This is a genomic window from Tissierella sp., assembly GCF_031460495.1.
Classification (GTDB): Bacteria; Bacillota; Clostridia; order Tissierellales; family Tissierellaceae; genus JAVKTS01.
This window is the reverse complement of record NZ_JAVKTS010000004.1, coordinates 37,384-49,850: the sequence shown is the minus strand read 5'-3', so window position 1 is coordinate 49,850 and position 12,467 is coordinate 37,384. Positions and strand designations below refer to the sequence as shown.

At 31.7% G+C, this 12,467-nt stretch carries 12 protein-coding genes and 1 tRNA gene; all 13 read right to left on the bottom strand.

Features of this window, described 5'->3' with window-relative positions:
• Positions 1 to 13: 13 nt before the first annotated feature.
• Positions 14 to 529, bottom strand: a complete 516-nt coding sequence (locus tag RIN63_RS10780; protein WP_310444734.1) for a Gx transporter family protein — start codon at positions 527 to 529, stop codon at positions 14 to 16.
• A 15-nt stretch (positions 530 to 544) separates the two neighbouring features.
• On the bottom strand, positions 545 to 925 hold the full coding sequence (locus RIN63_RS10775; RefSeq protein WP_310444733.1) for a NusG domain II-containing protein: 381 nt from the start codon (positions 923 to 925) through the stop codon (positions 545 to 547).
• Between the two features lie 116 nt (positions 926 to 1,041).
• Positions 1,042 to 1,851: an RnfABCDGE type electron transport complex subunit B gene (gene rnfB / locus RIN63_RS10770; RefSeq protein ID WP_310444732.1), complete on the bottom strand. Its 810-nt coding sequence runs from the start codon at positions 1,849 to 1,851 to the stop codon at positions 1,042 to 1,044.
• An 11-nt stretch (positions 1,852 to 1,862) separates the two neighbouring features.
• Complete coding sequence (rsxA, locus tag RIN63_RS10765) at positions 1,863 to 2,435, bottom strand: electron transport complex subunit RsxA (RefSeq protein WP_310444731.1); 573 nt, start codon at positions 2,433 to 2,435, stop codon at positions 1,863 to 1,865.
• 17 nt (positions 2,436 to 2,452) lie between these two features.
• Positions 2,453 to 3,058, bottom strand: a complete 606-nt coding sequence (locus tag RIN63_RS10760) for an electron transport complex subunit E (protein ID WP_310444730.1) — start codon at positions 3,056 to 3,058, stop codon at positions 2,453 to 2,455.
• 20 nt (positions 3,059 to 3,078) lie between these two features.
• Positions 3,079 to 3,624 carry an RnfABCDGE type electron transport complex subunit G gene (locus RIN63_RS10755; protein ID WP_310444729.1) on the bottom strand — a complete coding sequence of 182 codons (546 nt, stop codon included), beginning with the start codon at positions 3,622 to 3,624 and terminating at the stop codon, positions 3,079 to 3,081.
• Positions 3,625 to 4,635 carry an RnfABCDGE type electron transport complex subunit D gene (locus RIN63_RS10750; RefSeq protein WP_310444728.1) on the bottom strand — a complete coding sequence of 337 codons (1,011 nt, stop codon included), beginning with the start codon at positions 4,633 to 4,635 and terminating at the stop codon, positions 3,625 to 3,627.
• A gap of 18 nt (positions 4,636 to 4,653) precedes the next feature.
• Positions 4,654 to 5,982 carry an electron transport complex subunit RsxC gene (rsxC, locus tag RIN63_RS10745; protein ID WP_310444727.1) on the bottom strand — a complete coding sequence of 443 codons (1,329 nt, stop codon included), beginning with the start codon at positions 5,980 to 5,982 and terminating at the stop codon, positions 4,654 to 4,656.
• A 576-nt stretch (positions 5,983 to 6,558) separates the two neighbouring features.
• Positions 6,559 to 6,643, bottom strand: a tRNA-Leu gene (locus RIN63_RS10740).
• Between the two features lie 54 nt (positions 6,644 to 6,697).
• Entirely contained in the window at positions 6,698 to 8,434 is a 1,737-nt protein-coding gene (locus RIN63_RS10735) for a peptide ABC transporter substrate-binding protein (RefSeq protein WP_310444726.1), read from the bottom strand.
• Between the two features lie 11 nt (positions 8,435 to 8,445).
• Entirely contained in the window at positions 8,446 to 9,099 is a 654-nt protein-coding gene (locus RIN63_RS10730) for a lytic transglycosylase domain-containing protein (protein WP_310444725.1), read from the bottom strand.
• Positions 9,100 to 9,117: 18 nt separating this feature from the next.
• Positions 9,118 to 9,735 (bottom strand): dephospho-CoA kinase, encoded by a 618-nt coding sequence (gene coaE, locus RIN63_RS10725; protein ID WP_310444724.1) that lies wholly within the window; start codon positions 9,733 to 9,735, stop codon positions 9,118 to 9,120.
• A complete protein-coding gene (polA, locus tag RIN63_RS10720; RefSeq protein WP_310444723.1) occupies positions 9,722 to 12,391 on the bottom strand; it encodes a DNA polymerase I in 2,670 nt (889 codons plus the stop codon). Before polA ends, coaE begins: the two co-directional genes overlap by 14 nt.
• Positions 12,392 to 12,467 lie beyond the last annotated feature (76 nt).

The following is a 12,467-nucleotide window of genomic DNA, read 5'->3' as shown; positions in this document are numbered from 1 at the left end:
ATTGCCTCCTAACCTATCTAAACTGTGATTTTAAATGTTTCTGTAGGTTTTTTGAAATATAAATTGATCCTAGACCTACAAAATATCCAGTAAACAAACCAGTTAAAAGAAGAATCGGTAGATATGAATATATTCTAGCATTATACATCATAAGAGAAGCAACGCTAACTTGGGCAAAGTTGTGAGCTACTGCTCCAAAAATACTAACCCCAATTAGGCTAAATATCTTTGAAAAGTATTTATACACAATAAACATTGCAATACAGCTAAGAATAGCACCTGAAAAACTGTATAAGAAACTAGATATGCTACCTGTAATTAGTACAAGTACAATGCTTTTTAATATTCCTACCACTAAAGCTTCTTTAAATCCAAATAGTACTAGTGTAACCAATATAACCATATTTGAAAGTCCTAGTTTAGCACCTGGTACAGTAATTGGTAAAGGAATTGCAGACTCTAATACAGACAGTGCAAGACCTATTGCTACTAATAAGGACAAGAATATCATCTTTCTTAATCTTTTCATAGTTATTTATCATCCTTAATGGCTAATATTATCAACTCCTGGTACCTCACTTGAGCCTTTTATCTCTATTACAAGTCTATTTGGTAAGCAAACAATTATTTGGCCTGGAGCAGATATAGATCCTTGCTTTACATCCAATTCATCTGGACAAGAAGCCTCGATAACTCTTACTGTTCCATCACCAATTTCAACCAAATTGTAACCGAATTCAGTTTCAATTGGGATTGTCTTTCCAATAACACTTTTGTCGAATATTATTTTCTTATATTCCTTTCCATCAACTTGAATACTGATATACTTATCCATATATCCAACTGCGTTATTCTTAATAAACCCTAAAGATGTTAGGCTAATAGCTATGATAACTATAATTAAAATCTTATCGCCTTTAGTCATTATAATCATCCTTTTAAAGTAAGTTTATTCAAATTTCATACATTACTAGTTTACCATTAATGTTTTTCATTTACAAGTTACAATTTCATAAAAGCAGGGCCTTGAAGGCCCTGCTTTTAAATTGCTGCTTCTTTAGTTAGATTTGAGTATATAGCTTTTGTAGGACATTTTTCAGCACATATCCCACAGTTAGTACATTTTTCGTAATTAATCTTCGCCAAGTTGTTTTCAAAGCTAAATGCATCCACTGGACAATTTTTAACGCATATTTGACATCCAATGCAGCCAATGTTACATTTGCTTTTTACTTCTTTACCTGAGTCTTTACTCTTACATTTTACTACAAATTGATTGTCATATGGAACTAACTCAATTATTGATTTAGGACATACTTCTATACATTTCATACATGCAGTACATTTATCTTTGTTTACAACCGCTACTCCATTTACTATCTCTATAGCGTCAAAGGCACAAACTTCTTTACAAGTTCCACAGCCTAGACAACCAAAAGTACATGCTTTTCCACCAGATTGTAATATATTAGCTGCTCTACAATCTTGAATTCCTTCATATCTATATTTCTCTTTTGCCTTATTACAATCTCCTTGGCATAGGACTGTAGCCACATTTCTATCTACATTTAGAGCATTAACACCCATAATGTCAGATACTGCCTCCGCTACTGACTTGCCTCCTACAACACAGGCATTAGTGTTTGCATTCCCTTCAGCAATGGCATTTGCTAACCCATCACAACCTGGGAACCCACAAGCTCCACAGTTAGCTCCAGGTAAAGCAGATCTAATTTCTTCTACCTTTGGATCAACTTCTACTGCAAATGCATTGGATGCAATAGATAAGATTACTCCAAAAACTAATCCTAATCCACCGAGTACGATAATTGGGTTTAAAATATCAGTCATATTCCTACCTCCTAAACAAGTCCATTAAAGCCTAAAAAGGCTATGGACATTAATCCTGCAGTAATTAAAGCTATGGGAAATCCCTTTAATGCTTCAGGAATATCCGCTAACTCTAGTTGCTCTCTTATCCCTGATATAAGGATTAATGCTAATGTAAATCCAAGGGAAGATCCTATAGCATTAAATATAGTTTGTACTAAATTATATCCTTCTTGAATATTAAGTATTGTAACTCCTAATACTACACAGTTTGTAGTAATTAGTGGTAAGTAAACTCCCAATGCATTGTATAATGTAGGGCTCATTTTTTTCATTACTATTTCAACAAATTGAACTAATGCTGCTATAACTAATATAAAAACAATAGTTTGCAAATATTCCAAACCCATTAAATCCAAAATTCCTTTTTGTATAAAGTAGGTAATTATTGAAGATAGTGTAACTACAAATGTTACAGCAACACCCATTCCTGTAGCAGTTTCCATTTTATTTGATACTCCTAAAAATGGGCAAATACCAAGGAATCGAGCGAATACATAGTTATTTACAAATATTGTACTAATCAATATCGCTGCTATACTCATTAAGTTTTCCTCCTTATTTAAATTTCACTAGTAGTTTTTTTGTTTTTAACTAAATTGAAAACACCTATTAAAATACCTAATACAATAAATGCTCCTGGTGGTTGTACAAATATTCCAGCTGGCTGAAAACTAGCTCCAAATAATGCTTTACCTAAGAAAGTTCCAGCACCAAATATTTCTCTTATACTGCCTAGTATAACAAGTGCTATAGTATAACCAATTCCCATACTAAGACCATCTACGACTGAAGGTATAATTTTGTTTTTAAAAGCAAAAGCCTCTGCACGGGCAAGTATTATACAATTTACTACTATTAAAGGAAGAAATATACCTAAGGCTTGATAAATTGGCTGGGCATATGCCTTCATAAACATTTCTATTATAGTAACAAAAGTTGCTATTACAACAACAAATGCAGGGATACGAATTTTATCTGGTATTACATTTCTAAGCAAAGAGATTACAAAGTTCGAACCAATTAATACTACGGTTACAGCAGCGCCCATAGCTATACTATTTAATACATTAGTTGTAATAGCTAATGTTGAGCACATACCAACTAATTGTACAAATATTGGATTTTCACTTGCAATACCATTTTTAAATATCTTAAACAATTTCAATCATTCCACCTCCAATTTATTTAGTTTGAAAGTTGTGCATTAAACACTTCTCTAGCTTCATTTATACCTGACAAAACACCCTTAGATGTTATAGTTGCACCAGATATAGCTTCAACAGCGATTTCTTCAGCTGTGCTCTTACCTCTAAACTTATCTGTAAATTCTGGTTCTGCTGCTTTAGAACCTAAGCTAGGAGTCTCAGAATGTTCTAATATCTGCATTCCTACAACAGTTCCGTCATTTGCAAATCCAGTAATCATTACTATATCTCCACCAAAACCTTTTGATTTAGATTTTATCGCATATCCAGCTATATTATCTCCACTATATGCTTCAAAAACTTCTATAACATTTGAATTTGCAGCAATGATTTCATTTTGTTGCCCTTGAGCTAAAGGAGCAAATTTATCCATATCACCAAATATTTCTTTTAGTGCACCAATGCTTCCTTCCATTTCTAATTCAGCAATTTTATCTTTAGTCAAATTGTTTGATACAGCTAAAACTCCCGCTGCAACTACAGTGATGATTAGTAATATTAATCCTAATTTAATAGTTTCCTTCATCTATTTCGACCTCCCAAATACTCTTGGTGCAGTAAATTTATCTATTAGTGGAGCTGCTACATTCATTAAAAGTATAGAGTATGAAACTCCTTCTGGGAATCCACCCTTTACTCTGATTAAAGCAGTTAATGCTCCAGCACCAAAAGCAAATATTATTTGGCCAATTGGTGTTATAGCTCCAGATGAGTAATCTGTTGCCATATAGAATGCTCCAAGAATCAATCCACCACCTAGTATATGGTAAACAAGTTGATCTGTCTCAACACCTAATAACAATAAGAATACTGCTGTTGTTGCAATATAAATTACAGGAATCTTCCAGTCAATAACTTTTCTAATTAATAAATACAGTCCACCAATTAATAACAACAGTGCTGAAGTTTCTCCTATTGCTCCTCCCCTATTTCCAATGAACATATTCAATATTGAAGGTAATTCTGCCGCTGCTTGAGCTACTGTAGCTGAAGCACCTGCATCTGCTGCACCATATTTCATTATAGCCAATGGTGTTGCACCAGTTATAGCATCGGCACCTGGCAATACAAAGTTTGACATAATGTTTGGCCAAGAAGTTAATAGTACTGCTCTTGCTGCTAATGCTGGATTCATGAAATTTGATCCCAATCCACCAAATAATTGCTTCACTATAATAATAGCAAATCCTGAACCAAATACTGCAATCCACCAAGGTGCATTTGCTGGTAAATTGAATGCTAATAATATTCCTGTTATAACAGCACTATAATCATTTATTGAAATTTCCTTTTTCAACATTTTTTGTATGACAGCTTCAAAAAACAAAGCTGATGCGATGGATATTAATATTAACTTTAAGGCATTAAGCCCAAAGAAATAAACAGAACCAATCATTGCAGGTATTAGAGCTATTATTACATCTAGCATTATTCTCTTAACAGATTCATTTGATCTAAGATGAGGTGAAGATGATACTATAAGTAAATCAGATATTGCAGAATCTGTCTTCGTAGGGTTTAAAATTTTACCTTCCATTTAATTTCCTCCTAACTTCTATGATTTTTTTCTTTTTGCAAGGATTTCTCTTTTAGCAAATCTAATTGACTCTACTAATGGTCTCTTTGCTGGACATATAAATGAACATGCTCCACATTCAACACAATCTAGTGCATTGAATCTTTCAGCACCTTCAAAATTCTTCTTTAATGCATGGGCAGAAATGTGTAAAGGCTGTAATGTTACTGGGCATACTTCTAAACACTTCCCACATTTAATGCAAGGAGATACTTTTTCAGCTAAAGCTTCCTCCTCTGTAAGGACCAAAATACCACCAGAACCTTTTATTACTGGAACATCCGTGGAAAATTGAGCTAATCCCATCATAGGTCCTCCCATAATTATCTTGCCTGGAGTTCCATTGAATCCACCACATTGATCTATTACTTCTTGGAATTTTGTTCCAATCTTAACTACTATGTTTTTTGGCTCTTTAATTCCATTTCCTGTAACAGTAACAACTCTTTCATATAAAGGTTTTCCTTCTAATATGGCTTCTGCTATTGCCTTAGCAGTACTAACATTGTTAACAACACAGCCAACATCCATTGGTAATCCGCCAGAAGGAACTTTTCTCCCTGTTATTGCATTGATAATTCTTTTTTCATCCCCTTGTGGATATTTTGCTTTTAAGGTTACTATTTCTATTTTATCATCTTCTCTAATCACTGACTTTAATGCATGTACTGCGTCCATTTTGTTGTTTTCGACTCCAATGAACCCTTTTTCTACATTTAATGCTTTCATAATAGCTCTTAGACCAAATACTACCTTTTCTGGCATTTCCAGCATTAACCTATGATCTGCAGTTAAAAATGGTTCACATTCTGCTCCATTTAAGATAATGGTATCAATTTTTTTCTCAGGCGGTGGTGATAGTTTTACATGAGTGGGAAATCCAGCTCCCCCCATCCCAGTAATTCCAGCCTCCTTAATAATTGAAATTATTTCTTTAGATGAAAGCTTGTCCAAAGATTCTTTAGGTTTAACTGACTCATGGACTTCTTTTGTACCATCTGACTCTATAACAATACATGCTGAGTTCATTCCAGTAGGTGTTGTTATATTTGTGATGCTTTTTACAATACCAGCCACGCTGGAATGAATTGGTGCTGAGACAAAAGCTGAAGACTCTGCAATTTTTTGTCCAATTTTTACCCTATCCCCTACATTAACTAAAGCTTCACATGGTGCTCCAGTATGTTGATGCAATGGTATATATACTACACTTGGCTCATTTGCATAAATCAGGGACTTTTTTTCTGTCAATTCCTTGCTGTGTGGTACATGTACCCCACCCTTAAAAGTGAGATTTTCAAGTTTCATTCTTTCCACCTCTTTATTAATATTTTTATAATAAACATTAAAAAATTAAGCTATATTTCCCCTAGCTTAAAATACTAATTTATATTATAACATTAAGCCCTTGAATTGTACACATTTCATAGATGTAAAAGACTGTCAATTCTTTTACAATCATTGTTAATTTTTAATGTAATCTACTCTCTAAATTATTATTTTTCTAAAAATCACAAAAATGTATTTACTTAAAATATCTTTTATTTTCAAAAATACAGTAATCTAGATATAATAAAAGGACATATTTACAGTTATTATATCAATGTCCTTTATTAACAATAAATTTCTTTAACGATTAATACCATTATTCAAAATAAATTTAGTATTGTTTAACAATTGTCAAATTTACTCGATTTTCATATTTAAATTTTATTAAGAAAATTTCATATTTAATTATTTGCTCCTACGATTCTAAATCTAACAAAGAATCATTAACTAAAATCCTTCCTTAATATCAGTATGTATAATCTACTTAAGCAGATAATACTAGCCATTAGCTAGTATTATCTTATCTTTTATATTTAATTATCACTATTGTATTTTTGGTGCAGGAGAAGGGATTTGAACCCTCACAAGCTTTGCTTACTACCCCCTCAAGATAGCGCGTCTGCCGTTCCGCCACTCCTGCTTTCAATTTACCTACATTATTCTACTACACTTTTATAGTTTTTTCAATTAATATTTATTGTAAATCCTTAGGTATATAACATTTCTCTATTCCTCTATAGGGATTAAAGAAAGCAGGATCAATATCACCAACTATTTTTGTATCCATTAATAGTGCCTTATTTTTATAAAACAAGCTAATATATGGAAGTTCATTAACAATATAAGCTTGTAAATCATCATATGCATTAATTTTGTTTTCTCTAGATCCACTTAAAAAAGCAGCTTCTAATAATTGATCCATATTTTCACTGGAATATTTTATGAAGTTCGTATTATATGGAATTTGCGAACTATGAAAAGCAAATGATAAGTCTGGAATAGCAGATAACTGCCATCCAAGGAGAGCTATATCATAGTCTCCTGTAGAAAGAAGCTCATTTACTTCAATCCATTGTTGTTCAATATCTTCCTTAGTTGCTTCTTTGTCTAAGTTCTTTCCAGTACTAATATTTATATTAATTCCAATTTCTATTAAATCCTCTTGGATTAGCTCTGCAGTTCTAAGCCTCATAGGATTATATGTGTTTGTTAGCAAATTAAAAGATATTGCCTCACCGTTTTCGTCCTCTAATATGCCGTCATCATTTGTATCTTTCCATCCTATGTTATTCAATTCTTTCTTTGCCAGTTCTAAATTATAGCCATAGGTATTAGCTTTCTCTGATAACAACCAAGAATCGGGATGAACTGGGACATCAATTTGAGTTCCATGACCTAAGTAAAGTTTTTCTATTATGGATTGTCTATTTATACCATAAGCTATGGCTCGCCTTAATCTTTGTCCGTTTTCACCAGAAAAAACTTCTTTAGAGAAGTTAAATCCTAAGAATTCATAATTTGGTGATACAAATTCTACAGCTCTAATTCTGCTGTTTCCTCCATATTTATCCCAGTCTACCCCTATAGTTGTTGCTATATTTATCTGCCCTGTTTCAAATGCAGTCAATATATCTTCTTCACTATCTAATACTCTTCCTAATATCTCATCAATATAGGGTTTTCCATCTCTATAATTATCGTTTGCCTTTAATGTTATTTGCTTCATTTTTTCATAAGATTCAAATCTATAGGCTCCCGTACCAATAGGTGTATAGTCATTTAGCTCTAATGCTTTAATGAAATCATCGTTACCACCTTTTGTTGTTACAAATACATGCTTTGGAATTATAGGAAAAGTAAGTACTTCAAGATTATTGCTAAATGCCCTATCAAAAGTAATTGATATATTACTTTCATCTATTATAGCTACTTCAAGAATTCTTCTTAAATCTGATGCGCTTGTTAATCCCATAGCCTTAGCCAACATTTCCTTATAAGTGCTATTTGTATTAGCATATTTTATTGTGTTAATTGTAAAAGCAATATCCTCTGGTTTTAGTTTTTCTCCATCATGCCAAAACACATTATCTTTTAGCCTAATTTCAATTGTTCTACCATCATCTTTTATATTATAGCTTTCTGCCAGTTGATTTTTTACATTTAAATCATTATCAAATTCAAATAATCCTTCAAAGACGAGCTTACTAAAGAAATAATAACTACTGTTTTCTGTCATTAAGGGATTTAGGGTGTTAAAAGTAGTCAAAGGTAAAACCACTTGTCCTCCCTCTACTGGTTCATCATCAATATAAGCTTCTGTTGTTTCAATATCGTCTTCATCTTCCACAGTTTTCTCAAATTGTTGGCATCCTACAACTGTCATAGCTAGTAACAATATAATAATTAGTCTTAGATATTTGTTAAATTTCATTTTTTTCCCCCTTATCTTATGCTGCCTATAAATTCATCGAAAGTTCTTTTGATATTATGTAATAAATTAATATAAAAAGAATCGTTCTCATTTGGATTCATTATATATCTTTTATATACTGTACTATAAATATTATAGCCTTTCTTTACTTTTTCTAGATAGTCTTCAGTTTCTTTAAAGGGAATAGTTGATAGATTAGCTCCATCACTACAATATTCCTCATCATTCAACCATTTATTAACATTGCCACTTCCTGCATTATATGCCGCTAGAACTAAATCCAAATTTCCATTGAATTCCTTAAATAAAGTACTAATGTACCAAGTTCCCATACTTATATTTGTTTCAGGATCAAATAGGAGTTCCTCAGTATAATTTTCTATCCCAAGGACTTGACTAGCCCATTCTCCAGTCTGTGGTCCAATTTGCATTAGTCCTCTAGCGTTTTTTGGAGATGTTGCATTTTTATCATATCTGCTCTCAACATTGATTATAGATGCAATTAAATATGGATCCAACTCGTACATTTCAGAGTATTTTACTATCATAGTCTTATATCCTATTGGATATTTAGCGCTCATAACTACAAAAGCTATAGAAACTACTAAAACTATTGTAATTAACAATATTATTAATTTTTTTATTCCTCTAATAATTTTAAACAACCGAAAATCCCTCCAAGATTAGATTAATTCTAGTAACAATTCATCTACCTGTTTATTTAATAATTCAATATCTCCACTATTGATGATTGTCTTGGAAGACCTTGTTCTTTTAACATCTATTGGCATTTGAGACTCCACTTTTCTTAAAGCTTCATCCTGTGAAATTCCATCTCTTTTCATCAATCGATTTATTTGAATAGCCTTTTCTACATATACTAACCATATGTCTGTAAATTCAATATTATAATTCTCTATTAAATCAAACTGCTCAAACAACAATGGTATATCTAAGAAAATAATATTATGTTCTCTAGACAGTCTCTTAATTTCAGATTTTATAGTTTCAAATATATATGGGTGAGTAATATTATTTAATTTTTCTCTAGCTTCTTTTTCACTAAAGATAATATTTCCTAAGCTCTTTCTATCTAAGGTTTTATCCTCATTTAATATTTTTTCTCCAAACACTTCAACAATTTCTTTATAGGCTGGTCTATTAACCTGGACTATTTCCCTAGCAATCTTATCTGCATCAATAAGGGGATATCCTTTTTCTATTATTATATTTGAAACTGTAGATTTGCCTGTTGCTATTCCTCCAGTTAATCCGATTAATATAACATTATTTTGCTTCATACCAATTAGCACCTACTTCTAAATCTACTGTGAGAGGTATACTAAGCTTAATAGAGGTCTCCATTATTTCCCTCAATAAAATCTTTACTTCCTCAACTTCATCATTCTTAGCTTCTATTATAAGTTCATCATGAATTTGTAATATAAGCCTTGATTTTAATTTTCTTTTCTTCAGTTCCTTATATACATTTACCATTGCCATTTTGATAATATCTGCAGCAGACCCTTGTATTGGAGTATTCATAGCTATTCTCTCTCCAAAGGATTTGATATTGAAGTTTTTTGCTTTAAGCTCTGGTATATATCTTCTTCTGTGTAGAATAGTCTCTACATAGCCATTTTCCTTTCCATCCTCAACTATAGTCTCCATATAGTTTTTAACCATTTCATAGTTTCTTAAATAATTATCTATATACTCCTTTGCTTCTTTTCTAGAAATATTTAAGTCCCTTGATAAACCATAGTCAGAAATCCCATATACTATTCCAAAATTTACAGCCTTTGCTCTAGCTCTCATTTCAGATGTAACTTCATCTATAGGAAGGCCAAACACTTCAGAAGCTGTCTTTGTATGAATATCTTCATTGCTTATAAAGGATTCCATCATCTTAGGATCCTTTGATATATGAGCTAACACCCTTAACTCAATTTGAGAATAATCTGCATCTACGAGGATGTAGCCATTGTTATCTGCAATAAAAGCTTTTCTAATCTTCCTACCATCATCGGTTCTAATAGGAATATTTTGCAAATTTGGTTCTGTGCTACTTATTCTTCCTGTAGTAGTAATTGTTTGGTTAAAGCTTGAATGAACTCTCTCAGTTTCTTTATTGACTAAATTTAAAAGTCCGTCAATATAAGTTGATTTCAATTTTACAATTTGTCTATATCTAAGAACCTTACCTACTATTGGATGCTGGTCAATTAATTTATCTAAGACCTCTGCATCTGTTGAATATCCTGTTTTAGTCTTTTTGATAACTGGTAAAGATAATTTATCAAACAGTATATCTCCCAATTGTTTAGTTGAATTGATATTGAACTCTTGTTGAGCTAGTTCATAAATTTCACTGGTCAGTGAATTTATCTCTCCTTCATATTCTGTTCCTAATTTTCTTAGTTCTTCCATATCAATTTTAAATCCATAATGCTCCATACTTGCTAGAACCTGAACTAAAGGTAATTCAACATTGTAGTAAAGTTCTAACATTTCCTGTTCTTCTAGAACTTTTTGCATTTTTATCTCTACATTTAATACTGTATCTAATATAAATGAAATATATTCCCCTATTTCAGATTCGTTTAAATCAGCCATTTTTCTCTTATTCTTGCCCTTGCCTAAGAGGCTTTCCTCATCTACACCATAATAATTTAAATACTCCTTACTTATATCATTGATGGAGTAAGTGTTTTGAGAGGGATTAACCAAGTATTGGGTTATCATAGAGTCAAACCTGATATTTTCAATTTCTACACCAAGTCTTGATAATATAACAATATCAGATTTTAGATTGTGTCCGATTTTTTCAATAGTTTCATCTCTGAATAAATCCCCAAAACTATTAGCAAATTCTTCTTCATGCTTATCTAAGCAAATAATATTTGTTATAGAATCCTCAGTTTTCATACCTATAGCAATTATCTTATCCTCAACATAATTACCATCATCTACTATACATTTGAATGCAAACTTTCCTGCTTTTTTTAGATTGTTTACTAATTCACTATAATCTGATTGATTAATTATATTGAATTCTAAGGGAGCATGGAGTTCTTCTTCAACTGAATATCCATCGCTTATCTTTCCAAGCAAACTATTAAATTCTAGGTTTGAGTAGATTTTTATCAAAGGGTCTAAATTAGGTTCCTTTACTTTTAAATCTTCAATACCTAAATCTAAAGGTACTCTTGTCATGATTTCACCAAGTTTTCTACTCATAAAGGCAAGATGTTTATTTTCAACTAAATTTTCCTTTAATTTTTTACCGCTAATATTATCTATATTTTCATATATATTTTCAATTGTACCATATTCTTTTAACAACTTTAATCCTGTCTTTTCTCCAATTCCTGGCACTCCTGGTATATTATCGGATTGGTCTCCCATTAATCCTTTTAAATCAATTAGCTGATCAGGTGTAATTTCATACTTATCAATAATTATATTCCTATCAAATACTTCTAATTCAGTAATTCCTTTTTTAGTAATAAATACTTTAGTACTATCAGTCGCCAATTGAAGATAATCCTTATCTCCAGTGACCAATATAACATCAATTAGATTTTCTTCCCCCATTTTTGCTAAAGTTCCTGCAATATCATCAGCTTCAAAACCAGATAGCTCTAAATATTTAATATTCATAGCGTCAAGTATTTCTCTTATAATTGGAAATTGCTGTACTAATTCTGAAGGTGTTGCTTGTCTATTGCCCTTATATTTATCGTACTCTTCATGTCTAAATGTAGGCCCTTTTTTATCAAAGGCTACACAGATATAGTCTGGTTTTTGTTCTTCCTTTACCTTGTATAACATAGTCAAAAATCCATATACTCCATTGGTATATATGCCATCCTTGTTTGATAACAAGGGTAAAGCATAAAAGGCTCTATATATTAGAGAACTACCATCTATAATCATCAGTTTTTTCTTATCCATTTCCTCACTCCTATTCAAAGCTTCATATCTTCTAGTATACCTCAAAATACAATATGAGTAAACAAAATGAAAAAGA

Coding starts and splice junctions, on each gene's coding strand:
- rsxC (WP_310444727.1), bottom strand. CDS start 5,982: ATGAAACTTGAAAATCTCACTTTTAAGGGTGGGGTACATGTACCACAC.
- rsxA (WP_310444731.1), bottom strand. CDS start 2,435: ATGAGTATAGCAGCGATATTGATTAGTACAATATTTGTAAATAACTAT.
- RIN63_RS10735 (WP_310444726.1), bottom strand. CDS start 8,434: ATGAAATTTAACAAATATCTAAGACTAATTATTATATTGTTACTAGCT.
- polA (WP_310444723.1), bottom strand. CDS start 12,391: ATGGATAAGAAAAAACTGATGATTATAGATGGTAGTTCTCTAATATAT.
- coaE (WP_310444724.1), bottom strand. CDS start 9,735: ATGAAGCAAAATAATGTTATATTAATCGGATTAACTGGAGGAATAGCA.
- RIN63_RS10755 (WP_310444729.1), bottom strand. CDS start 3,624: ATGAAGGAAACTATTAAATTAGGATTAATATTACTAATCATCACTGTA.
- RIN63_RS10780 (WP_310444734.1), bottom strand. CDS start 529: ATGAAAAGATTAAGAAAGATGATATTCTTGTCCTTATTAGTAGCAATA.
- RIN63_RS10775 (WP_310444733.1), bottom strand. CDS start 925: ATGACTAAAGGCGATAAGATTTTAATTATAGTTATCATAGCTATTAGC.
- RIN63_RS10750 (WP_310444728.1), bottom strand. CDS start 4,635: ATGGAAGGTAAAATTTTAAACCCTACGAAGACAGATTCTGCAATATCT.
- rnfB (WP_310444732.1), bottom strand. CDS start 1,851: ATGACTGATATTTTAAACCCAATTATCGTACTCGGTGGATTAGGATTA.